The sequence below is a fragment of the Halomonas llamarensis genome (genome assembly GCF_023555005.1).
GTDB lineage: Bacteria > Pseudomonadota > Gammaproteobacteria > Pseudomonadales > Halomonadaceae > Vreelandella > Vreelandella llamarensis.
In genome coordinates, this window is record NZ_JAMJPJ010000001.1 from 94,022 (window position 1) to 119,399 (window position 25,378).

Annotated in this window: 19 protein-coding genes; 6 read left to right on the top strand and 13 right to left on the bottom strand. The window is 55.8% G+C overall.

The genetic code is table 11. From position 1 onward, the window contains the following. Nucleotides 1-3: 3 nt before the first annotated feature. Together M8006_RS00415 and M8006_RS00420 are read right to left on the bottom strand one after the other, a co-directional pair. Entirely contained in the window at nt 4-678 is a 675-nt protein-coding gene (locus M8006_RS00415; RefSeq protein ID WP_250078941.1) for a 3'-5' exonuclease family protein, read from the bottom strand. Beyond that, a complete protein-coding gene (locus tag M8006_RS00420) occupies nt 675-2,492 on the bottom strand; it encodes a putative nucleotidyltransferase substrate binding domain-containing protein (protein ID WP_250078943.1) in 1,818 nt (605 codons plus the stop codon). Before M8006_RS00420 ends, M8006_RS00415 begins: the two co-directional genes overlap by 4 nt. A gap of 770 nt (nt 2,493-3,262) precedes the next feature. Between M8006_RS00420 and M8006_RS00425 the strand changes: the two genes are divergently transcribed. From M8006_RS00425 to M8006_RS00440, 4 genes are all read left to right on the top strand, one after another. Beyond that, nucleotides 3,263-3,523 (top strand): DUF4212 domain-containing protein, encoded by a 261-nt coding sequence (locus M8006_RS00425; RefSeq protein WP_250078945.1) that lies wholly within the window; start codon nt 3,263-3,265, stop codon nt 3,521-3,523. Between the two features lie 6 nt (nt 3,524-3,529). Further along, on the top strand, nt 3,530-5,326 hold the full coding sequence (locus M8006_RS00430; RefSeq protein WP_250078947.1) for a sodium:solute symporter family protein: 1,797 nt from the start codon (nt 3,530-3,532) through the stop codon (nt 5,324-5,326). Between the two features lie 131 nt (nt 5,327-5,457). Then, nucleotides 5,458-5,973 carry a hypothetical protein gene (locus tag M8006_RS00435; protein WP_250078949.1) on the top strand — a complete coding sequence of 172 codons (516 nt, stop codon included), beginning with the start codon at nt 5,458-5,460 and terminating at the stop codon, nt 5,971-5,973. 166 nt (nt 5,974-6,139) lie between these two features. Beyond that, nucleotides 6,140-10,081, top strand: coding sequence for a hybrid sensor histidine kinase/response regulator (locus tag M8006_RS00440; protein ID WP_250078951.1), 3,942 nt, complete (start codon nt 6,140-6,142; stop codon nt 10,079-10,081). Nucleotides 10,082-10,112: 31 nt separating this feature from the next. Here M8006_RS00440 and M8006_RS00445 read toward each other — a convergent pair whose 3' ends face one another. The 3 genes from M8006_RS00445 to M8006_RS00455 form a co-directional block, all read right to left on the bottom strand. Continuing rightward, the gene (locus M8006_RS00445) at nt 10,113-10,775 is read right to left on the bottom strand and encodes a response regulator (RefSeq protein ID WP_250078953.1); all 663 of its coding nucleotides are present in this window, start codon (nt 10,773-10,775) and stop codon (nt 10,113-10,115) included. A gap of 242 nt (nt 10,776-11,017) precedes the next feature. Beyond that, nucleotides 11,018-12,967 (bottom strand): acetate--CoA ligase, encoded by a 1,950-nt coding sequence (acs, locus tag M8006_RS00450; RefSeq protein ID WP_250078955.1) that lies wholly within the window; start codon nt 12,965-12,967, stop codon nt 11,018-11,020. A 177-nt stretch (nt 12,968-13,144) separates the two neighbouring features. Further along, nucleotides 13,145-13,726 carry a SprT family zinc-dependent metalloprotease gene (locus M8006_RS00455; protein ID WP_430886803.1) on the bottom strand — a complete coding sequence of 194 codons (582 nt, stop codon included), beginning with the start codon at nt 13,724-13,726 and terminating at the stop codon, nt 13,145-13,147. A 35-nt stretch (nt 13,727-13,761) separates the two neighbouring features. Between M8006_RS00455 and M8006_RS00460 the strand changes: the two genes are divergently transcribed. Further along, nucleotides 13,762-14,418 (top strand): UPF0149 family protein, encoded by a 657-nt coding sequence (locus M8006_RS00460; protein ID WP_250078956.1) that lies wholly within the window; start codon nt 13,762-13,764, stop codon nt 14,416-14,418. A 2-nt stretch (nt 14,419-14,420) separates the two neighbouring features. Here the strand turns inward: M8006_RS00460 and M8006_RS00465 are convergent, their stop codons facing one another. The 7 genes from M8006_RS00465 to ampD form a co-directional block, all read right to left on the bottom strand. Further along, nucleotides 14,421-15,545 (bottom strand): phospholipase D-like domain-containing protein, encoded by a 1,125-nt coding sequence (locus tag M8006_RS00465; protein WP_250078958.1) that lies wholly within the window; start codon nt 15,543-15,545, stop codon nt 14,421-14,423. A gap of 34 nt (nt 15,546-15,579) precedes the next feature. Next, nucleotides 15,580-16,284, bottom strand: a complete 705-nt coding sequence (locus tag M8006_RS00470) for a class I SAM-dependent methyltransferase (RefSeq protein WP_250079519.1) — start codon at nt 16,282-16,284, stop codon at nt 15,580-15,582. Next, nucleotides 16,281-16,979 (bottom strand): tRNA (adenosine(37)-N6)-threonylcarbamoyltransferase complex dimerization subunit type 1 TsaB, encoded by a 699-nt coding sequence (gene tsaB, locus M8006_RS00475; protein WP_250078960.1) that lies wholly within the window; start codon nt 16,977-16,979, stop codon nt 16,281-16,283. Before tsaB ends, M8006_RS00470 begins: the two co-directional genes overlap by 4 nt. A 133-nt stretch (nt 16,980-17,112) precedes the next feature. Continuing rightward, nucleotides 17,113-17,769, bottom strand: a complete 657-nt coding sequence (adk, locus tag M8006_RS00480) for an adenylate kinase (protein WP_250078961.1) — start codon at nt 17,767-17,769, stop codon at nt 17,113-17,115. Nucleotides 17,770-18,018: 249 nt separating this feature from the next. Next, nucleotides 18,019-20,037 (bottom strand): pyruvate dehydrogenase complex dihydrolipoyllysine-residue acetyltransferase, encoded by a 2,019-nt coding sequence (aceF, locus tag M8006_RS00485; RefSeq protein WP_250078963.1) that lies wholly within the window; start codon nt 20,035-20,037, stop codon nt 18,019-18,021. A 54-nt stretch (nt 20,038-20,091) separates the two neighbouring features. Beyond that, on the bottom strand, nt 20,092-22,764 hold the full coding sequence (aceE, locus tag M8006_RS00490) for a pyruvate dehydrogenase (acetyl-transferring), homodimeric type (RefSeq protein WP_250078964.1): 2,673 nt from the start codon (nt 22,762-22,764) through the stop codon (nt 20,092-20,094). A gap of 352 nt (nt 22,765-23,116) precedes the next feature. Then, complete coding sequence (gene ampD, locus M8006_RS00495) at nt 23,117-23,740, bottom strand: 1,6-anhydro-N-acetylmuramyl-L-alanine amidase AmpD (RefSeq protein WP_250078966.1); 624 nt, start codon at nt 23,738-23,740, stop codon at nt 23,117-23,119. A gap of 102 nt (nt 23,741-23,842) precedes the next feature. Between ampD and nadC the strand changes: the two genes are divergently transcribed. Beyond that, nucleotides 23,843-24,697 (top strand): carboxylating nicotinate-nucleotide diphosphorylase, encoded by an 855-nt coding sequence (nadC, locus tag M8006_RS00500; protein WP_250078968.1) that lies wholly within the window; start codon nt 23,843-23,845, stop codon nt 24,695-24,697. A 56-nt stretch (nt 24,698-24,753) separates the two neighbouring features. On the opposite strand, the gene M8006_RS00505 is transcribed toward nadC, so the two are convergent. Further along, nucleotides 24,754-25,281 carry a GNAT family N-acetyltransferase gene (locus tag M8006_RS00505; RefSeq protein ID WP_250078970.1) on the bottom strand — a complete coding sequence of 176 codons (528 nt, stop codon included), beginning with the start codon at nt 25,279-25,281 and terminating at the stop codon, nt 24,754-24,756. Nucleotides 25,282-25,378 lie beyond the last annotated feature (97 nt).

Below are 25,378 nucleotides of genomic sequence, written 5' to 3' on the forward strand. Positions count from 1 at the left end.
AGGCTAATCCACCAAGCGCTGCAAGCGTTGATAAATCAGTGCGCTGGCGATCGCTTGATCCAACACGCTACTGAAAGGATGAAGCGGAATACGATAGCGTGCCGCCGCATGACGCAGGCTGCCTGGCGGATCAACGTAAGGTTGACGACGCTGCAGCTCGCGCCGGTTAAGCGAGCCAAGATCGACCTGCGCGTTGGGCAGCGCAAAGCCTAAATGAGCATTTAGCATCTGATTTAGCATATTAAGCTGGCGGCGTAACCCCCACCCCAAAAGCGGCCGGTTACCTACGTGCGCAACTAACTCACTCAGGCTCGTTTCATTCATGACCTCGGTACGATCCGGCGCGTGCTGGAGCTGATGCTGGCGCTGCGACGGCATAAGGGATGTTTGGCGCACAGCCTTTTCAGAAGGCAGCAGCGTCATCACATAAGCGTCGCTGGTTTTAATCGCCTGCTGAGTAAAAGGCACAACGGCGACGCTGAGCACTTCACTTTGGGCACCATGGCACGAAAGCGCTATTAACTCTTCGCCCATATAGGGTTGAAACAACCACGCGTAAGGGGAATTGGCATAGCGTCGGCGATCGCTTTCGCGGCGTAACAACGTTCGCAGCGAGCCATTAAAGAAAGACACGTGCCTATCAAGCACCGCCATATGGTTCATTAACGCCCCTGTCATGAATACTCCAGGTGGTACCGGTGGGATAAACGTTGCTTGAAATCTTTGACGATGTGCAATGCTTCACGCAAAAGATCGCGCTCTAACGAAGAAAGCTCTTGTACCACCACGCGATCAGAGCGTTCGTGACCATTCACGCTTTCCTGCGCCAACTGCTGCCTTAACCGTAGATCGGTAAATAACGCCAGCGCCTCGCCTAGGTCATCGGCAAAACGACGCTTCAAGCGGCCATCTTCCACCAACGCATCTAACCGGTCTAGCGTTGAGGTGGCTGTGATACGCCGCTCTAGCGCCATCACACGCACGCCGTGCACAATGGGAAAAATACCGCCTTTTTTGATATCGATCCCGTGCTGAGGTTTTTTCAATGACCCAAATAGCGTCAACGGAGTGGAAAAACGTAATACCGTGCGAGCAAAATAAGACAGTAGCAACTCGTCCTTAGCCGCGTATTCGAAGAGCGCATTGCGCACGCGCTCAAGCAGTTCCGGGTTGCCAGCAACGGCGTGAGCATCAAGCATAATCGCAAGCTTCATCAGGCTATCGCCATTGCGTGCCTCTACCCAATGCGCAATGCGGTTCGTCCACTGGCTAACCGTGCCGACCCACTCGGGGTTTGAGACCATAATATTGCCTGGGCAAGGCGGATACCCTAACGTCACCAATGTATCGGTGAGCCGATGCATATCGCTTTGTAAGTCGGGCCATTCTAAGTCGTCATCGAGAATCAGGCCGTTATCCTGATCGGTTTTCAGTATCTGCTCTCCACGCCCTTCGCTGCCCATGACCATCATACAGCTGTCGTTGAAATAGCGCTCATCCACGGTGAACTGCCACGCTTTATTGATGATACGGCCATTGAGCGCGGCAAGAAGATTCATGGCAAAGCGTAGCTTGACGCCCTGGGCCATTAGCGCGTTGACCAGCTCCGGCGTGCGGTGACTGGCGGCAGAAAGACTATCAAGGTCGTTGGCCTGTTCCACTTGCAAGCTCACCACGTAGCTGCGGCTGGAGAAATAACTCAACACATCGGTGAGCTCCACCACCCCTTTGAGCGCCTCCCGCTCCATCACCACTACCCGCGAAACTTTGTGCCGCGTCATCTGTACCAACGCTTCAAACAGATACTGCGTAGGCGCGACGGCAACCAGGGAAAAATGTGCGATATCGACTACCGGGCAGCTTTGCGGTAGCCCATTGAGCACCAACGCATTTAACAGATCGGTTTTGGTTACCACACCTAAGGCGTCATCTCGGCGGACTAACAAGCTATCGGCATGGCTGGCATTAAGCTCGCGAACCGCGCCAGCGATGTCTGTCTCGACTTCCATTAACAGCGGCTCGCGCATGCATTCGCTCACCCGCGCAAGCATGAAGCCTGCCATCGTGACGCCCCCTTCGGCACGTTTTTCCGTCAGTAGCCTTGCCTTGTGAGCAAGCGACTGACGGAAAAAGTCGTTAAATTCAGGGTAGGTACGACACAGCTGTTGAAACAGGACGTTGGGCAATAAGTAACACAGACATTCTTGTTCGGCGATAAAGCGGTAGCGGCTTTTGCCATTAATAATACTGATCGCCCCAAACAAATCACCCGCCGTATAGTGACCAATACGCGCGGTTGAAGACGGCTGTGTGGGGTCAACTTCCGCCACTTCGCCTTTATGAATCAAAAATACGTACTCACCCACCTGACCGGTTTCTAAAATTACCTCATCGCGGTCGAAGTAAGCCATGTCCATGCCGCGGCGCACGTGCTCCCTACCCGCTTCGTCAAGCAGCGTGAAAGGGAGTTGCGATAGATCCACTTCGACCATGGCGGTCACCTCTTAATTAGCGCGTGGCAGTGTGCGCACGGCGGTTTTAGCGCTATCCGATGTTGGTTAATACCGATGATGGTCATCAAGGACGACTCAACATCTAATTATTGCTTTTGTGACGCGCGATATTGCGATGCAGTATTGATGCTAACTGTGTTGATACAAACGATACTGACTCCGCTATAGTGGGTATACCGATTTTACGGCGTACTAAGCAAGCCTATTTGCCTTATACCTTGCGCTACTATCCTTTCGTTGTACTTAACGTTGAACGATTTGAATGCAACTAAGACAAACAAAAAACCATCAAAAAAATGACTTTTTCAGCTGATACATCAACGGCGTTGCTGACGACGTTATAACACTCAATAGTACTGCCAATAGCATAACAATGTGGTTATACGCGCCCAAAAGGCTATTATCCCATAGTGCTAGCAAGCCCTAACTTCGCCTCCATTAAAATAATAAAATTATATATTTTTCATGTAGTTATAATAAATATCTCAACTTCAAAATCCTTTTGATACCAAAGTCTGGGATTTAATTTTCGCGTTTATTGCCCACTATGATTTTCGAGTCATTCAGGTTAATCGCACGTCACTAACGACCTCGGTGCCATCAACTGAACACAAAAGCCAATGGCGCAAACACGCAGGCAGCCGATGTGATCAATGAGTGACTTCCAAACGTGCGATTGCCCTGGTGGGTCATACGCTATTTTGGGTTAACTTTCCAAACCTTAAAAATCACAAGTGGAGAGCAACACAATGGCAGACGATAAATCTAATGCTGCTGAATACTGGAAGGCTAACGTCCGCACGATCGTCGGATGCCTGGTTGTCTGGGCATTTGTCTCGTATGGATGTGCCATCCTGTTTCGTCCGCTGCTCGCTGGCATCCCCGTTGGGGGAACCGACCTGGGCTTCTGGTTTGCTCAGCAAGGCTCCATTCTGACCTTCATCGTGTTGATCTTTTTCTACGCCTGGAAGATGAACAAACTCGACGAAAAATACGGACTGGGGGAGTAAGCCAACATGAGTCAGTTTGCAATTAACTTACTGTTCGTCGGCGCATCCTTCGCCCTCTACATCGGCATCGCCGTGTGGGCGCGCGCCGGCTCAACGAAAGATTTCTATGTCGCAGGCGGCGGTGTCCACCCTATTACCAACGGGATGGCGACTGCGGCTGACTGGATGTCTGCGGCGTCATTTATCTCCATGGCAGGCCTGCTTGCTTCAGGGGGTTACGCTAACTCGACCTTCCTGATGGGTTGGACCGGCGGCTACGTCATCTTGGCCATGTTGCTCGCGCCTTATCTGCGTAAGTTCGGCAAATTCACGGTACCCGACTTCATCGGTGATCGCTTCTATAGCCGTACCGCGCGCCTTGTTGCCGTTATCTGTTTGATCGTGGCGTCAGTCACGTACGTTATCGGTCAGATGACCGGTGCAGGTGTTGCGTTCTCGCGCTTTCTGGAAGTGCCGAACACCGCCGGTATCTGGATTGCCGCGCTGATCGTTTTCCTCTACGCCGTTTTCGGTGGTATGAAAGGCATCACCTACACGCAGGTAGCGCAGTACGTGGTACTGATCATCGCCTACACCATTCCAGCGGTGTTCATTGCCATGCAGCTGACCGGCAACCCAATCCCGATGTTCGGTATGTTCAGCACCCACACGGAATCCGGTATTCCGATGTTAACCAAGCTCAATGAGGTAGTGAATGCGCTTGGTTTCCGCGACTATACCGCCGATGTGGATAACAAGCTCAACATGGTGCTGTTTACCTTGTCGCTGATGGTGGGTACCGCGGGTCTTCCGCACGTCATCATTCGCTTTTTCACCGTACCTAAGGTGGCTGACGCACGTTGGTCAGCAGGCTGGGCGCTGGTGTTCATCGCGTTGCTTTACCTCACCGCACCGGCCGTTGGTTCCATGGCGCGTCTGAACCTCGCTACAACGGTCTACCCAGAAATGGCGGGCCAGGTAGAAGACTATAACGACGCTGCTGAACAGGCACTTGTCTACGAAGAGCGTCCTGAGTGGATCCGCACCTGGGAAGAAACCGGCCTGATCCAGTTTGATGACAAAAATAACGATGGTCGCGTTCAGGTCTACAACGATAGCAATGAAGACTATGCTGAAGTTGCTGAATCACGTGGTTGGGAAGGCAGCGAGCTGACCGTCAATAATGACATCCTCGTACTGGCCAACCCCGAAATTGCCAACCTTCCGCCCTGGGTTATTGGTCTTATTGCTGCCGGTGGTATCGCGGCCGCGCTATCAACCGCTGCTGGCCTGCTCTTGGCGATCTCTTCAGCGATCAGTCACGATTTGATCAAGACCATGATCAACCCGAAGATCAGCGAGAAAGGCGAAATGTTGGCCGCGCGTATTTCCATGGCGGGTGCCATCCTGCTAGCAACGTATCTTGGCCTCAACCCGCCCGGGTTTGCCGCGCAAACCGTGGCACTTGCCTTCGGTATCGCCGGTGCTTCGCTCTTCCCGGCGCTGATGATGGGTATCTTCTCCAAGCGCATCAATAACAAGGGCGCCGTTGCCGGTATGTTGGCAGGCCTTATCACCACCCTGCTGTATATCTTCACCTACTTGGGCTGGTTCTTTGTGCCAGAAACCAACATGCTGGCTAACACACCGGAAAACTGGATCTTCGGCATCTCGCCGCTCTCCTTCGGTGCAATCGGTGCTATGATCAACTTCGCGGTTGCCTTCTCCGTGGCCAGCGTCACCGAAGAACCACCGCAAGAAATTCAGGACCTGGTGGAAAGCGTTCGCTATCCCAAAGGTGCTGGTGGTGCCGTGGATCACTGATTCATCGTAGTGATCTCGTCACCTACGTTTTCCGGGCGCGGCACACGTGCTGCGCCCGGTTAAACAACGCTTCGGGCTTCCTTAGGGAGGCCCGTTTGCTTTCAGAAAGCGTCTTTCGGAAAGGATAGAGTATGATCTGGCACTTAATTGCCGCCGTCTTTGCTGGCCTGGCAGCTGCAGGAATAGGTCTACTGCTTCGCAACTTAAGCGCCAAGCGGTTACCTAAATGGATCGTGCCGGTGCTTGGCGGGCTGGGGATGCTCAGCTATCAAATTTATACCGAATACAACTGGTTTGAGCACAAGCAGCAACAACTTCCGGCGTCGGTAGACGTCGTCTCAAGCCAAGAAAGCAGTGCGGTTTGGCGCCCGTGGACCTTTGCCTTCCCGATCGTCAAAGAATTTACCGTGATCGACCGTGACAGTGTGCGCTTGAGCGAGGGCACTCCCGTCTTAGCCGAATTCATGCTTTACCACTTTGAGCACCATCATGCCGATGTGGTCACCCCACAAGCGTATGTGCTGAACTGTCGCTCGCGTGAACTTATGCCACTGGCGAGCGACACCGGCGAACCCGATGTTGAGGCAATGCGCACGCTGCGCCGCGACTCAGGGATTTATACGGCCATTTGCAATACATCGCGCTAAACCACTGTTCTATAAACCACCGTTTAGTAAAAAACGACGCGTTAAAGCCTCTAGCAAGATGCCCCGCCCTTAGCACTGACGCTCGGGGCAATTTCCCCTAGAATAAGCCTTTTTGAGCGGCAATCAGCAAGTCGCATTGCTTCAAGGCTATGCGCAGGAGCGTCTTATGTTTCATGGTGGGCTGCTGGTCACGGTATCGCTTTTGTACATCGCAGTGCTCTTTGGTATTGCGTGGTACGGTGACCGTCGGGCGCGACTGCATGGCGCCAGCCACCGTCGGCCGATTATCTACAGCCTCGCACTGGCCATTTACTGCACATCGTGGACGTTTTACGGGGCCGTGGGGCAAGCCGCCACGGAGGGCTGGTCGTTTGCCAGCATTTTCGTCGGTCCCATCCTTACCTTCTTACTCTTCTGGCCGGTACTGGCCAAAATGATCCGTGTCGCCAAGCACCAAAACGTGACATCCATTGCCGATTTCATCGCTTCGCGCTACGGCAAAGCCCAATCGCTTGCCGCCTTTGCCAGCCTAGTCGCCCTCGTCGGCACCCTGCCCTATATCGCCCTACAGCTAAAAGCGGTCTCTACCTCGTTTAGCGTGTTAACCCATGCCACCGATGTCACGCATACGCCGCTTTTCGGTGATACGGCGTTTTACATCGCCATTGTGATGGCGGCCTTCGCCATTCTCTTCGGCACCCGTCATACCGATGCCACCGAGCACCACGAAGGGCTGATTCACGCCGTAGCGTTTGAGTCAATGGTCAAGCTCGTGGCGTTTCTCGTGCTCGGTGCGTTCGTCACCTGGGGAATGTTTGACGGGCTTGGCGAATTGATGGGCTTTGCCGAAACCCAGCTTGAGCTTCAGCGCCAACTGGCAAACCAAGATTTCGGCCAAGGTTTCTGGGCGCAAACACTGCTCGCGATGCTAGCGATCCTCTGCCTACCTCGCCAATTCCATGTCGCGGTAGTAGAAAACACGCACTCTGACGATGCCAGCAAAGCACGCTGGCTCTTCCCACTTTACCTTGTCGCGATCGCGTTTTTTGTCGTTCCGCTAGCGGCAGCGGGTTTATGGCTGTTCGCCGATACCTCGGTGGAACCTGACAGTTACGTTCTCTCGTTAGCCATGGCCTCAGGACAGGATTGGCTAACGCTTTTAACCTTCATCGGCGGTTTTTCCGCGTCTACCGGCATGGTCATTGTGGCGGCAGTTGCGGTGTCGATCATGATCTCTAATGAGATCGTCATCCCGGCACTGTTCCGTTTACGCTGGTTCGACACCAAAGCCCGCGACTACGGTCGTTTGGTGTTACGCGCACGCCGGTTGACCATCGTTGCCGTACTCGCCATGGCATACGGCTTCTACCATTTGATCGCCGAATTCTCCTCACTGGCCTCTATCGGCATGCTCTCCTTTGCCGCTGCGGCACAGTTTGCGCCGGCCATCATCGGAGGACTTTACTGGAAGCGCGGCAACCGCCTCGGGGTCATTACCGGCATGAATGCCGGATTTGCCATCTGGGCCTACAGCCTGCTCATGCCCGCCATGATTAACGCCGACGTGCTGCCAAGCACTTGGTTTGACGGCGGCCCGCTTGGATTGGCATGGCTTGCGCCGACGGCGCTGTTTGGCCTGAATCTCGGCGACAGCTTTACCCACGGGGTGATGCTTTCTCTCGGCATCAATTTGTTCTGCTATATTTTTGTCTCTCAAGTAACGTCGCAGCGCGTGATTGAGCGTATTCAAGCCTCTCTCTTTGTCGATAGCGTTGAGACGCGCCAAACATCCGTCAACCGCCCGTGGACAGGCGCCACCACCGTAGGCGACTTAAAAGTGCTGTGTGAGCGCTTTTTAGGCGCTGACCAAGTAGAACGCGCCTTTGATGACTATGCCCGACGCACTGGCAAACCGTTGGAGGAGAGCACCCGCGCATCAATTGACCTGATCCAGTTTACCGAACGTTTTTTAGCCTCGGTCCTCGGGGCCTCCTCCGCCCGCATCGTGGTCAACTCGGCGCTTCAAGGCCGCGGCATCGGTATTTCCGACGTTATCTCGATTGTTGACGAAGCGTCACAGGTGCTGGAATTTAACCGCGCACTGCTACAAGCCACGATTGAGAACATTAATCAGGGCATCAGTGTCGTCGATCAAAACCTGTGCTTAGTGGTATGGAACCAACGCTATTTGGAGCTTTTCCGCTTTCCTGATCATCTGATTCGCGTCGGCGCGCCGATAGATCGCATTTTCCGTTATAACGCTCATAACGGCGAATACGGCCCCGGCGACCCGGAAGAGCATGTACAACTGTTGCTCGATAATATCCGCGAAGGACAACCGCACCGTTACGTGCGCTACCGCCAAGATGGCAGCGTGCTCGAAGTTCAAGGCAATCCAATGCCCGGCGGCGGTTTTGTCTATACGTACCAGGATATTACCCAACAAAAGCGTATCGAAGAGGCGTTGATTCGCTCGGAAAACAATATCCGTATTTACACCGACAACGTCCCGGCACTGATCGCCTATTTCGATAAAGAAGGGCGCTACCTGTTTACCAACCGGGCCTACGAACAGGCCTTTAACATCGACCGCAACGCGGTGATCGGTAAGCGCTACGAAGACGTTCTACCGCTGAAACAGTTCGAAGAACGCGCGCCATGGGTAGAAAAAACCCTACAGGGCGAGCGGGTCAGCTTTGAGGTCTCCCTGCGCTTAAACGGTACGATGCGCTATATGCTGGTGACCTACACGCCGCATTTTGGCGACAGCCAATCGATTCTTGGCTTTTTTGCTCTCTATCAAGACATTACCGAACGTCGCCAGGCCGAAATCGCGCTCAAAGAGACCAATGAAACACTGGAAGAGCGGGTGCGCGAGCGCACACAAGCGCTGTCAGAAGCCAACGCGGCCTTACGCCAGGAAAACCGTGTGCGCGCCGAAGCCGAGCAAGCACTGCGCCAAGCCAAGCAGGTGGCCGAAGATGCCAACGCATCAAAAACGCGCTTTCTGGCCGCCGCAAGTCACGACTTACTTCAACCGCTCAACGCTGCGCGGTTATTTACCTCGGCGCTGTTGCACGATATGCAAGACGCCAACCACCAACGCACCATCGGCCATATCGATAACTCACTGCAAGCCGCTGAAGAGCTGCTCGGTACGCTGCTAGATATTTCCAAGCTTGATGCCGGTGCCCTGACCCCGAGACGCAGCCATTTCGCCCTGGCGGATATTTTCCGCCCGCTGCGCGCAGAGTTTGACGTCATGGCGGACGACCGCGGATTGGATTTAAACGTCGTCACGACGAAGCAATGGGTCGATTCCGACCCACAAATGCTGCGCCGGATTATTCAAAACTTCCTCTCCAACGCGCTGCGCTACACCCAAGAGGGGCGCGTACTGCTAGGCTGCCGTCGTCATGGCGAGCGTTTGAGTATCGAGGTGTGGGATTCTGGCCCTGGGATCCCTGACTCCAAACTTTCCGAAATCTTTCAGGAGTTTCGCCGCTTGGATCAAACCTCACGGCACAAAGAAAGCGAAAAAGGGTTGGGGCTAGGGCTCTCGATTGCCGACCGCATGAGCCGCGTGCTTGACCACCCGATCAAAGTACGTTCGTGGGAAGGGAGGGGGACGGTCTTTGCCGTCAGTGTCCCCATCGTCGCAGCCAGAGAGATAAGCGAGGCCGATAAGGAGCCGAAGACCCGCCGCGCCAGCAACAAGCTCGCTGGCACACGCATTGTCTGTATCGACAACGAGACGCTGATTCTGGAAGGCATGACGGCCATGCTCAGCGGCTGGGGCTGCGAAGTCTATACCGCGACCAGCATTGGCGGCGCAAAATCGATTCTGCGTAACATGGACGGCGATCCCGACGCTATTCTTGCCGACTACCACCTCGATAACGAAGTCACCGGATTAATGGCGCTAGAGGCGCTGAGCGAGCGATTAGAAAGCGTAGTGCCGGGGATTGTGATCACCGCCGACAGAACCGAAGATGTGGCAGAGGAGGTAAAACGCGCCGGTTACCAGCTGCTACTCAAGCCAGTGCGCCCGGCTGCCTTGCGGGCACTGTTGACGCGTACGCTGCAGGCCAGCCGAGCAACACCATAATCGTTACGTTAAAGCCCGCGTTACGCGCCGCTTAAGACTCCACCTTGGGCGGCTCGACCTCAAGCTTTTGCGCTGCAATGACGGCTTGAGTACGCGAGTGCACGCCAAGCTTACGCAAAATCGCCGTCACGTGCGCTTTGATGGTCGCCTCAGACACACTCAGTTCGTAGGCGATTTGCTTGTTTAACAACCCTTCGGTAAGCATGTTCAACACACGAAACTGCTGCGGCGTAAGAGAAGCAATCGCCTGAGCAAAGCGTGTTTCTTCCTCGTTGGTCTCTTCAAGCACGCCCGATAACGCTTCCGGCAGCCATACTTCCCCGTCTAAAATCTCACCCACTGCTTCAGCAATCAGCTGTAGCGAAGAGGATTTGGGGACAAAGCCCGAGGCACCGTAATCAATCGCACGGCGCACCACATAAGGCTCGTCGCTGCCGGATACCACCGCAACCGGGACATCGGGCATTTGCCCACGCAATTGAATCAGCCCAGAAAAACCGTGGGCGCCGGGCATATGTAGATCCAGGAGAATCAAATCGGCGTCTGGGTGGCGATTCACTACCTCCGTCGTTGCTTCCATGGTGTCAGCTTCGACAATCTCCGCCTGCGGCGCTAGTTGACGCAGTGCTTGTGTCAACGCAGCACGAAACAGGGGGTGGTCGTCTGCGACGATGAATTTATGGGCGATTGCCATGGATGTTCCTCCGGTTTCTTATGCAGCAGTCACAACACGCTACCCGCCGCGACGCTAGGCCATACGCTTGAAACGTATACGTTGGCAGCATGGTACCCCATGCTCTTCTCTATTCCCAAGCCTCGCGTGAACGATTTGTCACATTTACTGCGCTAACTCAGAAACAACTGTGCCGGCTAATGAGCCGGCACAGCATTAACTGCTAAACGGTGCGTGATTGAGGGTCATATCCGCATTAAAAATCACTGATTAACGCGTTGCTCAATAAGCTCATCCACGACACTGGGGTCCGCCAACGTACTGGTATCCCCTAAACCATCACACTCATTGGCCGCGATTTTGCGCAGAATGCGGCGCATGATCTTACCCGAGCGCGTTTTCGGCAGACCCGGCGCCCACTGGATTACATCCGGCGAGGCAATTGGGCCGATATCTTTACGCACCCACTTGGTCAGCTCTTTTTTGAGCTCGTCGGTAGGATCAATGCCATCGTTGAGGGTGACATAGATATAGATGCCTTGGCCTTTAATATCATGCGGGTAGCCCACCACGGCAGCTTCGGCAACCGCGTCATGTGCGACCAGCGATGACTCAATTTCCGCGGTGCCCATGCGGTGACCAGAGACGTTGAGAACGTCGTCTACACGTCCGGTGATCCAGTAATAACCGTCTTCATCGCGACGGCATCCATCACCGGTGAAGTACATGTTGTCGTAGGTCGAGAAATACGTCTGCACGAAACGATCATGGTCATCCCAAATGGACCGCGCCTGACCCGGCCAGGAGTCAAGGATCACCAAATTCCCCTCGGTGGCGCCTTCAAGCAGATTACCCTCGTTATCCACCAGTGCGGGCTGTACACCAAAGAACGGCTTGGTCGCCGACCCTGGCTTAAGCGGCGTGGCGCCAGGCAGTGGTGAAATCATAATGCCGCCGGTCTCGGTTTGCCACCAGGTATCGACAATCGGGCACTTCCCGTTGCCGATCACGCGGTAGAACCATTCCCACGCCTCGGGGTTGATCGGCTCGCCCACCGACCCGAGCAGGCGCAACGAATCGCGCTTGCTTGAGTCCATGACATTGTCGCCGTGAGCCATCAACGCGCGTACGGCAGTCGGTGCGGTATACAGAATATTGACGTTATGCTTGTCGACAATGTCGCCAATACGGCCGTGACTTGGGTAGCTTGGCACGCCCTCAAACATCAGCGTCGTCGCGCCATTGGCGAGCGGTCCGTAAACGATGTAGCTATGGCCGGTTACCCAGCCCACGTCAGCGGTGCACCAGAAAACTTCGCCATCTTGATAGTCAAAAACATACTGGTGTGTCATCGCAGTGTAGGTAAGATAACCGCCAGTTGTATGCTTGAGGCCTTTGGGCGCGCCGGTAGAGCCCGAGGTGTAAAGGATAAACAGCGGGTCTTCCGCGCCCACCGCTTCGGGCTCACACTCAGTAGACTGCTTATCGACCAGATCGGCGAACCACAGATCGCGACCTTCTTTCCAATCGATATCGCCGCCGGTACGCTTCACAACCAACACGTTCTTGCACACATCGGTACCGTCACGGGTCAACGCCGCATCCACGTTATCTTTTAGCGGCACCTGCTTACCGCCACGCACGGATTCATCAGCGGTGATGACGAGCGTGGAGTTAGCGCCGATCACACGCTGGGCCACGGCATCCGGCGAGAAGCCACCGAAAACAACCGAGTGCACTGCACCGATACGCGCACAGGCCAGCATGGCCATGGCCGCTTCTGGAATCATGGGCATGTAAAGCGTGACGGTATCGCCTTTGCTTACGCCCAGCTCTTTAAGCGCATTCGCCAGCTGGTTGGTGTGTTCGTAGAGTTCACGATAAGAAATATGCTTAGCATCGTTCGGGTCGTCGCCTTCCCAAATGATCGCGGTTTGCTCGCCGCGCTTTTCAAGGTGGCGATCGATGCAGTTTACGGCAACGTTCAATTCGCCGTCTTCAAACCAGCGGATGTCTACGTTATTCCGGTCAAACGACGTGTTTTTGATTTTATTGGGGACTTTCATCCAGTCAAGCCGCTTGGCATGCTCGGCCCAGAAGCCTTCCGGGTCGTCTACCGAACGCTGGTACATGGCCGCATACGTTTTTTCATCGGCCCAAGCATTGGCGGCGATATCGTCGCGCACCGGATAGACATTCTGTTGTTCGCTCATGAAATTGCCTCTGTCCGTGGAAATGCACTCTCTGTATGAATGTAGCCGGTATTGTTATTTACTGCACCGGCACTATTATTATGAATGTTCACCTAGCATAAACCTCCCGGTGCGCCCTTCCCTTTAGACATTGGTATTAACATTTTTTATTTAAATAACAACGACTTATATTGCTATTCACGACACATCACGGCCGCAATAGACCAAGGTCTGAGCGCACTGGCGACAACGATACTGCCGACCACCACGGGCGAGCGTGTGGCGCTGTGCGGTAAAGGCGTGTTGGCGACACGCGCACGCATAACGGTAAGGCGCTCGTTGCGCGCGTTTAATGTCGAAACGGTGGGTTACATCGGGCGCCAAACCAAAAAGGTCGCGCATAACGGCTTGCCATTCGCGGCCATGCGGTTTTAAGCGCGGGCCATCTTGGAGATGAAAAACCAGCCAGTGCGCCATTTCATGGGGAATCACTTGGTCAAAAAACGCGCGGCGGTTCTCACTAAGCAGTACCGGGTTAAACCGCAACCCGCCTCGGCCTAAGTGCGCCTGCCCGGCGGAGGCGCCTTTAAGGTCAAACCACACCTTGGGTGACGGCAACGTCGGATGAACCTCGCGACAGCGCTGCCAGGCCTGCTTGACCCGGGTGCTGGCGGCATCCATCAGCGCCGATTCACCTAGCGCCACTAGCTCGGCTTCAGGCCAGGCAGGGAGCGGCAATGCTTGGGTTTGAAGATATCCGTTTGATGATAAACTGCTCACATCCTACCCTTTGACTTTTCTGCTAGAGGCTCTGTATGTCAACGCGCGACAACGCCCCCGAAACGATGCCCCCGCAGCCGCTACTCGACGACGAACAGCTTGATCGCCTGGATGACTTCCTGGACTCCGAGCAGGTCGATGATGACGCGCTTGACCTGATTTCAGCCCATGGCTTTATGGTAGCGCTGGCCGTAGCACCCAGCGAACTCGCCGATGCCGAGTGGCTAGCCGTACTCTTTCAAGGCGAGCCGCGTTATGCTGACGATGACGAACGCAACGAGATTATTAGCTTACTTGCCGCTCTGCGCAATAACGCCATGGCCGTGCTTGAGCAGGGTGGATCGCCAGAGCTGCCATTCGAGTTGACACTCGGCGGTCTCCCCGCAGAAGAAACCCCCATTGGCGACTGGTGCGCAGGCTTTATGGAAGGCGTCTTTTGCGATGAAAGCGCTTGGTTTGCCGACGATGAAGAAGCCACCGCCACCCTCTTGCTGCCCTTTATGCTGCTCTCGGGATTGTTTGATGATGAGCCCGATATGGCCGAGCTTGCAAGCGACAGCACCCGACAAGAGGCACTCGTCGTTCAGCTTCCCGAACTGCTTCTCGATCTCTACTTGCACTACCGCGTACCACCGGAAACGCCAAAACCCAAACCACGCAAGAAAACCCCGGCCAAAGGAAAAAAACGCTAAGGCTATTTGAGGCGAGTCACCAAGCTATCAAGCGTACCGTACAGCCACTCTTTAGCTCGCTGTGGCCAGGGACGAGACGCCCACGCGGCCGCGTCCACTTCGTCACTGGTGGCAAAGTTACGCTCAAACAGCTCGCGCACTTGTTTCGCAAACTGCGGATCATCAACTTCTTGATTGGCTTCTAAGTTCCAGTGCAAGTTCCAGTGATCGAAATTGCACGAGCCAATGCTGCTCCAGTTATCAGCCAAGACAAATTTGGCATGAATAAAGCTCGGCTGAAATTCAAAAATGCGCACGCCCGCTTTGAGTAGCGCGTGATAAAACCGCTGCGACGCGTAACGCACCCCTGGGTGATCATTTTCACCACCGGGTACCAGCAAGCGCACATCCACACCACGCCGGGCGGCTCGGGCCAATCGCCGCCGCAGGGTAAACGTGGGGACAAAGTAGGGCGTGCAGAGCCATAACCGCGTTGCGGTGCCATCCACGCGTTGGTGCAACGAACGGCGAATGGCCTGATAGCGATAGCCGCGCCCATCCATCGCGCGCCCCCGCATCTTTCCCATTGGGTACTGCGTATCGGCCCGCGATGCTGGGAGCGTCATGGCGGGTTTATCGATTAAATAATCGCGGGTCATGCGCGAAACCCAAAGATGGCGGAAGAGCGTCTCCCAATCCGTCACTACCGGCCCCTGGGCACACACGGCGATTTCATACCAAGCGTTAAGAAACGCATCCACGGCGCCAAAACCACCCACATACGCCATTTGGCCATCCACTAGCGTCATTTTTCGATGGTCACGACTTAAATGGCGCGCCAACGAGTGAAAGCCCAGGGGATTAAAAAAACGCAGCGCCACACCTCCCTGGTGTAATCGCCACCTATCAGCATTAGCAAGCCCCATTGCGCCATAGCCGTCTAATAACAGTGCAACGTGAACCCCACGTTGCGCCGCTTGCGTTAGCGTGTCGATGACCCGGTCGGCAAGCGTTCCTGACGCCATAAGATAAAGTTCGAGAAATACGTAGTGTTGCGCCTGCTCAATCGCGGTAAACATCGCAGGTAAAAACCGCTTGGATTCCGGCAGCAGCGTAAAACGGTTATGAGCGTGCCAGCCGTGGCGCATAGAGGGCTCCTTACTGTTTTGGCTAACCGTCAGCTTAACGCCTTAACGAACGATGCACATACACATCGTAGCGGCTAGTTTTGCCCTCGATGGTATGTTGTGGGGCGAGCCCCTCGATTGGGAGGGCCTTGCGCGGGCGCTTGACCACCACGCGATGGGTCGCCACTGAAAGCGCTGTGTGAAGCAGCTCGCTAGCGTCTGCGTCATCACCGGCAAGCTCGCGGAACAGTCGCATCTCTTTTTTAACCAGTGCCGACTTCTCACGATGCGGAAACATGGGGTCAAGGTGAACCACGTGAGGGGTAAAATCGGCATCTGCTACGATGGCGGCAAGCTGCTGCGCAGCATCGCCTGTGCGTAGCTGCATCCGCGCCACAATGTCAGCGGTTTCCGCCTCTTGGCTCGCACGGACCAACCCATCGGCTAAGAGTGCCGCAATCGCGGGCACCCGCTCTACCATGAGGACTCGCGCGCCTAAACTTGCCAGCACAAACGCATCACGACCAAGCCCTGCCGTGGCATCCACCACGTTAGGGGTCACGCCTTTTGCTAGCCCGCACGCTTTTGCCACGAGCTGCCCGCGCCCACCGCCGAACCGGCGCCGGTGCCCGACCTTACCGCCGACAAAATCCACCCAAAGCGGCTTGCCGTAGCGCGCCTCATCCGCCGCCAGCACCAGGCCCTCATCTCGCGTTTCGAGAGAAAACCCCGGCGGCAAGGAAATACCGTCTTGCGTCATGCGGGTTTTTTCCAAGCGACATCGTTACGCAGGTAGACCGGCTGTGCATCATAAGCCGACTGCCCAAGGCCTGCGTCAAAGTCGCGCGCGGCCAGCCATGTCATTTCTTCGGCGCGAGGTTCGACATCACTTAAGTGCTGCGACATTGCCATATGCACCTCGGCGGAAAACTGCTCCCATAGGGTAAAGCCCGACCCCACACCGGCCCAGTCGATCTCTTGGCGAGGCAGTGAAAAGTACGCGGGCGGCAGCACCGCTTCGTCGCTTTGTGCCGTAACCCGTCCATCGGTGCAGTACCACGCAGCCGCGTAGATTTCTCCCATCCGGGCATCTATCGCCGTCACAACGTAGCGGTAATGAAAACGCTGGTGCGCCTGCAGGGCTAGCGCTTCCAGCGTGGAAATACCGATAAGCGGGCAATCCAAGCCAAAAGCCAAGCCCTGCGCGGTTCCCGCCGCAATTCGAAGACCAGTGAAAGACCCCGGCCCACGCCCAAACGCCACGGCATCAAGCTGTGTAGGCGTCACACCGGCTTCAGCGAGCACGTCATTCACCATCGGCATTAAGCGCCGGGTATGCGCGCGCGGTGTCATTTCAAAGCGCGCAAGGCAGGTTTCGCGCGCTCCATCTCGACGCAGCAGTGCCGCCGAGCACGCGCTGGAAGAGGCGTCTAACGCCAATAGGTGTAATGACATAGTGATCCCACTGAAAACAAATAAAAGCCGATTATACCCACGCTATCTCTAAACGACGATGGCCCGCATGCGGCGGGCCATCATCAAAACGTACATTATCGCAACGTATTTACCACGACGTACTTATCATAACTTACGCGCTTAGCGCTTCTTTTACCTGACGCGTGATATCGTCCACGCTACCGACCCCCTCCACACGATGATACTGAGGCGCGGCGCTAGGGTCCTCTTTCGCCCACTGCTGATAGTAATCGACCAGCGGCGCGGTCTGCTCGTGGTAAACCGCTAAGCGGTTACGCACGGTCGATTCTTGATCATCGTCACGTTGAATCAGCGGCTCGCCGGTAACATCATCTTTGCCCGGTTCTTTGGGCGGATTATGCTCCACGTGGTAGACACGGCCCGATGCCGGGTGGACGCGGCGGCCCGCGAGGCGATTGACGATTTCTTCATCCGGCACGGCAATTTCCAGCACGTGGTCCAGCTTAACGCCCGCCTCTTTCATGGCATCCGCCTGCGGAATGGTGCGGGGGAAACCATCAAACAGGAAGCCATTATCGCAATCCGACTGGCCAATACGCTCTTTCACTAGGTCGATAATGATATCGTCCGAGACGAGGCCACCCGTGTTCATGATTTCTTTGACCTTAAGGCCGAGCTCACTGCCCTCTTTAATCGCTGCACGCAACATATCCCCAGTGGAAATTTGCGGGATGTTGTACTGCTCGCAAATAAATTGAGCCTGAGTCCCCTTGCCTGCGCCCGGGGCGCCTAACAGGATCAAACGCATGGCACTGCTCCTTGAATGACAGATAAAAAAATAAGATTCACGACAATACCCGCGCCAATGAGGCGACACAACTCTCCAAAAGCCTGAGAGTGATGTTTTTTATCGCCTTTAACACTTCCAAAACAGCAATCTACCGCTAACGCTGCACTTTGGTCGTAACGCTTTGGTCGCGCATTTTCGCGTATAAAACCACCAACGGCGCCTAAAGGCGCCGCTAGTAGTCGTGCATGGTCTTGCATAATACCGGATCTACAACAGCAAACGCCGGATATCGGTCAACACATCGGCCAAGAAGGCAGTGAAACGTGCTGCATCTGCCCCATTAATCGCCCGGTGATCGTAGGACAGCGACAGCGGCATCATCAAACGCGGCTGGAAGGTATCGCCATCCCACACCGGTTTCGTCTGCGATTTCGACACGCCCAATATCGCCACTTCCGGTGCGTTGACGATCGGCGTAAACGCTGTACCGCCAATCGAGCCGAGGCTCGAAATGGTGAAACAGCCACCGGTCATCTCTTCGCGCTTGAGCTTTTTGCTCTGCGCTTTTTTGCCCAGTTCGGCCATGTCCTTAGCGATCTCAACCAAGGACTTTTTATCTGCGTCGCGCAGAACCGGCACCATCAACCCTTCCGGCGTATCCACGGCGATACCGATATGGACGTAGTTCTTCCACACCATCGTCTCACCGTCGCCTTTTAGGCTGACGTTAAACTGCGGGAACTTACGCAGCGCAAAAGCACACGCTTTGACCAAAAACGGCAGCGGCGTGAGCTTAGCCCCTTGGGCTTCCGCTTCGGCCTTCATCGACTTGCGAAAGGCTTCAAGCTCGGTGATATCCGCCTCGTCGAACTGCGTCACATGTGGCACGTTAAGCCAGCTGCGGTGCAGGTTGGTCGCGCCCATTTTAAGCAGACGGCCCATCGGTTTTTCTTCGACCTCACCGAACTGGCTGAAATCGACTTCCGGAATCGGCGGAATGCCGCCGCCGCTTACCGCTGCCGCAGGAGCCGTCGCTTTTGCGCTGCCGTTGTTAGCCAGCGCCTGCTTGACGTAGTTCTGCACGTCCTCTTTGAGCACGCGCTCCTTTGGGCCACTGGGCTTAACCAGGGCAAGATCGACACCCAGTTCGCGGGCCAGCATCCGTACGGCGGGGCCAGCATGAACCAATTTACCATCACGCGGCTTATGGGACGCCATCTGCGCTTCGGGGCTCGGTGTGCCGCCACCGCTGCTTGCCGGGGCTGATGCTTTCTGTGGCGAAGATTCACCCGACGAAGTCGGCTTCTCTGCTGTAGACTTTTTCGGCGCGGTTTTCTTGGCACCTGCCACTTCGATATAGCCGATGACATCGCCTTCCGACACGGTGTCACCTTCTTTCACCGTAAGCTCCAGAAGCTTGCCTTTGTAAGGGCTCGGCACATCCATCGATGCCTTATCGGACTCCAACGTAATCAGCGGGTCTTCCTCGTTGACTTCGTCACCGGCAGCCGCGCCAATTTCAATAATCGGCACATCCGCAGAGCCGGAGAGGTCCGGCACGCGAATCTCTTTGCGCTCCGGCTCACTGCTACCGCTTTCTTCTTCAGCCGCCTCTTCCTGCGGTTCACTGGCTTCGGCAGGAGCGGCTTTCTCGGTGGGCGCGGCGTCGGCTTGATCGCTACCGCCGCCTTCACCGGGGATTTCCATCTGGCCGATCACGTCACCTTCAGAGACGGTATCGCCCTCTTTCGCCGTAAACGCCACGATCTTACCCGAGTATGGGCTGGGGACGTCCATTGAGGCTTTGTCAGACTCCAGCGTCATCAGCGTATCTTCCGCGCTGACCTCATCGCCTTCGCTGACGGCCACTTCGATAATTTCGACGTCTTCTGAGCCGCCAAGATCCGGCACGATGATATCCACGGCCTGCATACCACCGCCGCCAGAAGCGGCTTTTGGCGGCTCTTTCTGCTGCGATGACGGCGATGATGAAGCGGCGGGCTCTGGCGCTGGCTCGGCTGGCGCCGCCTCCTCGCCACCGCCTTCACCTTCCGCTTCGATTTCGACGATGCCGTCGCCTTCCGAGACAGTGTCACCCTCTTTGACCAGCACCTTAATGACCTTGCCGCCCTTAGGCGCCGGAACATCCATGCTGGCCTTGTCGGATTCCAGCGTGATCAAGGTGTCTTCCGCCTCGATGACGTCGCCTTCCGATACCGCAATCTCGATGATTTCGACGTCGGTGTCACCGCCGATATCGGGGACTTTGATGATTTCGCTACTCAAGGTCGCGCTCCTCTCAACTTGTCACAAGCCTGCGGGCAACCCCGCAGGCCAGGATCAACTGGTCAGCGGGTTGGGTTTGGCTGGGTCGATGGCGTACTTTTTCAGCGCCTCACCCACTCGCTTACGCTCGATATCGCCGCGATCCGCCAACGCTTTGAGCGCCGCGACGGTGACGAAGTAGCGGTCCACTTCAAAGAAGTAACGCAGCTTCTCGCGGGTATCCGAACGGCCAAAACCGTCGGTGCCAAGCACGCTATAGTCGGTTGGCACCCACGCGCGCACCTGATCCGCATAGAGCTTCATGTAGTCGGTGGCGGCAATTGCCGGACCATCGCGACCTTCTAAGCACTGGGTAACGTGTGGCTTGGGCGCCTCATCGTCTGGGTTTAAGAAAGCGGTACGTTCAATCAACAGCGCTTCGCGACGCAGCTCATTAAAGCTAGGCACACTCCAAATATCAGCGCCCACACCCCAGTCGTTTTCCAACAGCTCAGCGGCCGCTTCGACTTCACGCAGAATGGTGCCAGAGCCCATCAGCTGAACGCGGCCTTTTTTACCTTTCGTTTCGCGCAACAGATACATGCCTTTAACGATATCGTCGGCAGGCACGTCGTCGAGCGCCGGATGCTCGTAGTTTTCGTTCATCACGGTCAGGTAGTAGAAGCAGTTCTCCTTCTCGGTGAACATGCGCTTCAAACCATCCTGCATGATAACCGCCACTTCGTGACCGTACGTTGGGTCGTAGCTACGGCAGTTGGGGATGGTGGAGGCCTGAATGAGGCTGTGGCCATCTTGGTGCTGCAAGCCTTCACCATTGAGCGTGGTACGCCCGGCGGTGCCGCCGACCATAAAGCCGCGCGCCTGCAGGTCACCCGCCGCCCACGCGAGATCGCCAATACGCTGGAAGCCGAACATGGAGTAGTACACATAAAACGGCAGAAGCGGCAAATTGTGGTTGCTGTAAGACGTCGCCGCCGCAATCCACGCCGACATCGCCCCGGCTTCACTGATGCCTTCTTCGAGGATTTGGCCTTGCTTATCCTCGCGGTAGAACATGATCTGGCCCTTATCCACCGGCTCGTACTTCTGCCCTTCTGAAGTGTAGATACCCAGCTGGCGGAACATGCCTTCCATGCCAAAGGTGCGCGCTTCATCAGGAATGATGGGCACCACCTGCTTACCGATTTTCTTGTCTTTCACCAGGCCGTTGAGAACCCGCACAAAGGCCATGGTGGTAGAAACTTCACGCCCTTTGGAGCCGCCCATCTGCGAGGCAAAGGTTTTATCTTCCAGCGCCGGGATCGACAGCGACTCAAAGTCCGCGCGGCGCTGAGGCAGGTAGCCACCAAGACGTTCACGCTGCAAGTGCATGTATTTAAGCTCGGGGGAGTCATCATCCGGCTTGTAATAAGGCACTTCTTTGAGTTGCTCATCGGTGAGCGGAATACCGAAGCGATCGCGGAAGGTCTTCAACGCCTCAAGTTCCATACTCTTGACTTGGTGCGCTTCGTTGGCCGCTTCGCCATCGCCGCTCCCCATACCGTAGCCTTTCACGGTATGGGCGAGAATGACCGTCGGCTTGCCAGCGGCGTTGTTAACCGCTTCGTGATAGGCCGCATACACCTTGAACGGATCGTGGCCACCACGGTTGAGCTTCCAGATGTCCTCGTCGGACATATTGTCGACCATTGCCTCGGTTTCAGGGTACTTGCCGAAGAAATGGTCGCGGGTGTAGCCGCCACCGTTGGCTTTGTAATTCTGGTACTCGCCGTCGACCGCTTCGTCCATGCGCTTTTGCAGTACACCTTTTTTATCTTGCTCGAACAGCGGGTCCCAATGGCGGCCCCAGACCACTTTAAGCACGTTCCAGCCCGCGCCGCGGAACACCCCTTCCAGCTCGTCCATGATACGGCCGTTGCCGCGCACGGGGCCGTCCAGGCGCTGGAGGTTGCAGTTGACCACGAAGATTAGGTTGTCGAGGTTCTCGCGCCCGGCCAGCGAAATCGCGCCGAGAGACTCCGGCTCATCGCATTCGCCATCGCCCATGAAGCACCAGATCTTGCGATCATGCATGTCCTTCATTTCACGCGAATGCAGGTACTTCATCACGTGGGCTTGGTAGATCGCCATGATCGGCCCCAGGCCCATCGACACCGTGGGGAACTGCCAGTAATCCGGCATCAGCCACGGGTGCGGATAAGACGAGAGACCACCGCCATCCACTTCCTGACGGAATTTGTCCATCTGCGCTTCGTTTAGACGGCCTTCCAAGAACGAGCGCGCATAAATACCGGGCGCAACGTGCCCCTGAATGTAAACCAGATCACCGCCAAAATCGCCGTTAGGCGCGCGGAAGAAGTGGTTAAAGCCGACATCGTAAAGCGTCGCAGAGGACATAAAGCTGGCAATGTGGCCGCCCAAACCGGGTTTGGCGCGGTTATTACGAATGACCTGCGCGATGGCGTTGTAGCGAATTAAGGAGCGAATGCGGCGCTCCATAAACAAATCGCCCGGCATCGGCGCTTCACGGTGAACGGGAAGCGTATTGCGGTGCGGGGTTGTCACTGAGAAGGGCACCTTCATACCATCCCGGCGCATACGATCCGCCAAGCGGGTCATCAGGTAGCGGGCGCGCTGTTCGCCCTCACGATCCAGTACCGACTCCAGGGATTCTAGCCACTCCGTGGTTTCGGTCGGATCGAGATCTTCTCTTGTCTCCAGACTCATAGAGGTCTCTCCGAATGACGATAAATGACAGTGACCCCCGCTAACCGCTAGGGGTCTAGGCATGCGACCTTCATCGGTTGTCGCAAACCCATTGCCACCAGCGCAGCGGCCGGTGCGAGTTAAATTCTTCTCTACATTCAAGACATTAAGTTGTGCCTTGCACGCCAAGAATGTAGTTAAGCTACATAATATTGGTAGCAATTAGTCTTTTGTAGTGATGAAGATACCGCAAAGTAGCCGCGCTGCCAATTGCAGAAAATGGCAAAACATGACCAAAAACAACATAATGCACTGCAGCATAAGCGCTTTTTAACGCCATCGCGGCAACCCACCACTTACCCCACACATGTAGTTAAACTACCGTTTTATCGACTACTGCCTGTATTCGCTGCGCTTGCGCCAGCAACTGACGCAAATATGCCCAGTCAAACGCGGGGCCGGGGTCCGTCTTGCGCATCGGCGCAACGTTGGCATGGCCGGTGATACGCGTGGAATCAAGCACAGGATAGCGCGCCATTAACCAACCAACGAGCTGGGCTAACGTGGTGTATTGCGCCTTCGTAAAGGGCGTCGCGTCATCGCCCTCAAGCTCGATACCCAGCGAAAAGTCGTTGAGCGCTTGGCGTATCGCTTGTTGGCGTGCATCCCACCAGCGTGAATGCCCCGCATGCCACGCGCGGCGCTGGGTATCCACAAACTGCACACACTCACCCTCGCGGCGAATCAAAAAATGCGCCGACACGCGAAGCGATGCAATGTTGGCAAAAAAGGGGTGATCCTCAGCCACAAGGCGGTTGGTGAACAGCGCCTCAATGGCATCGCTACCAAACCGGCCCGGCGGCAAACTGATGGCGTGCAGCACAACCAACGAGATTTCGTCACTTGGGCGCTCATCCGCGTTAGGTGATTCCACAACCCGCGCCCTGGGCCACCACGTCGCATTTTGTGAAGAACCGTCTTGTGAAGAATTGGCCACTCGGCACTCCTGTTCCGTATTTTGCACGCCTATAACGTTACGTACGTTCTTTCACTATAATGGTGTTATACGCAAACCCACGCTCAGGGATTCACACGCTTTATGCACTACTATACTGCCCTTGCCGAAGAGATCCGCGCTAACGCTGCCCACCTGCTCACTGAAGACGTGGGGCCTGGCGATATTACCGCTCAATTAATTCCTGAATCCCAATGGGCAGAAGCGCACGTTATCACCCGTGACAACGCTGTGCTTTGTGGCGTTGCCTGGGTGGATGAGATTTTCCGCCGTCTGGACAGCCGTGTGATACTGACGTGGGAAGCCGCCGATGGCGACCGCTTAGCCGCTGACCAGTGCTTTTTGCGTCTGGAAGGCCCGGCGCGAAGCTTGCTGACCGGCGAACGAGCGGCACTTAACGTACTGCAAACGCTCTCGGGCACAGCCACTACCACGCGACGCTATGTTGATTTGATAGCCAGTACTGGCGTGCGTCTACTCGATACGCGCAAAACCCTACCCAATATGCGCTTAGCGCAAAAATACGCCGTCACCTGCGGTGGCGGCCACAATCACCGTATTGGGCTATGGGATGCCTTTTTAATTAAGGAAAATCACATTGCTGCCTGCGGCGGCATTGCCGACGCCGTGAAGGAGGCACGCAAGGTCGCCAGCAATGTGCCAGTCGAAGTCGAGGTCGAGACGTTTGACGAGCTGGACCAGGCGCTTGATGCTGGCGCCGATATCGTCATGCTCGACAACTTTTCGCTCGACGAGCTGCGCGAAGCGGTTAAGCGAGGAAATGAGCGCACCACCCTAGAAGCCTCAGGCAACGTTAATGCCACCACACTCAAAGCGATTGCGGACACCGGGGTGGACTGCATTTCAAGCGGCGCACTCACCAAAGACGTGACCTCCATTGACCTTTCCATGCGCCTCACGCGCACTTACTCTCCCTAAGCCGACTGTTATAAAAGCTTCGCGATGGCCTCTGGCTGAGGCCGTTATTGATAAGGTTAGGTCTCCACGGCGAGCAGCGGCTTACGCAAGTGGAAGCGCTTTAACTGCGCGCCGCCGCGCTCTACCCAACGCTCGCCGAGGTTTTGCCAGCCGCGACGCTCTAAACGCTCATACAACATAAGGCTCGCTTCAATCTCAATCGTGCCGCACCCGGCTTCTAACAGCGACCGTTCGGCATGGATCAGCAAGGTGGTGCCGATACCACGTCCGGTAAGCGACGGCCAAACGTAGAGGGTCTCGACGCGCCCAGCGCTAACGTCGAGCTCCAAGAACCCCACGCAATGACCATCGCAAGTTGCCACCAGCGTCGTGTAAAGCGAATGCCGTGCCGCCCAGGCGCTGGCTTCACGCGGTAATACATTCGCCCAGGCACGCCGCTCGGTTAGCGAATAGTGATTCGCGGCACCTTGCATCACCGCGTGGTAGAAAACCTCGGCCTGATCGGCACCGTCGCGCACAAGGGCTTGACGATACACGACGCGCGGCGCGACCGTCGGGGAAGACGGTGCTAACGCTTCGGTCATAATTGCCTCGTTGCATCTTGCCTATCCGATAGAAGAACCCAACTTACCTTATACTGACACACGCTTCACACCCCTTTGCGCTTATTTTTCACCCCTA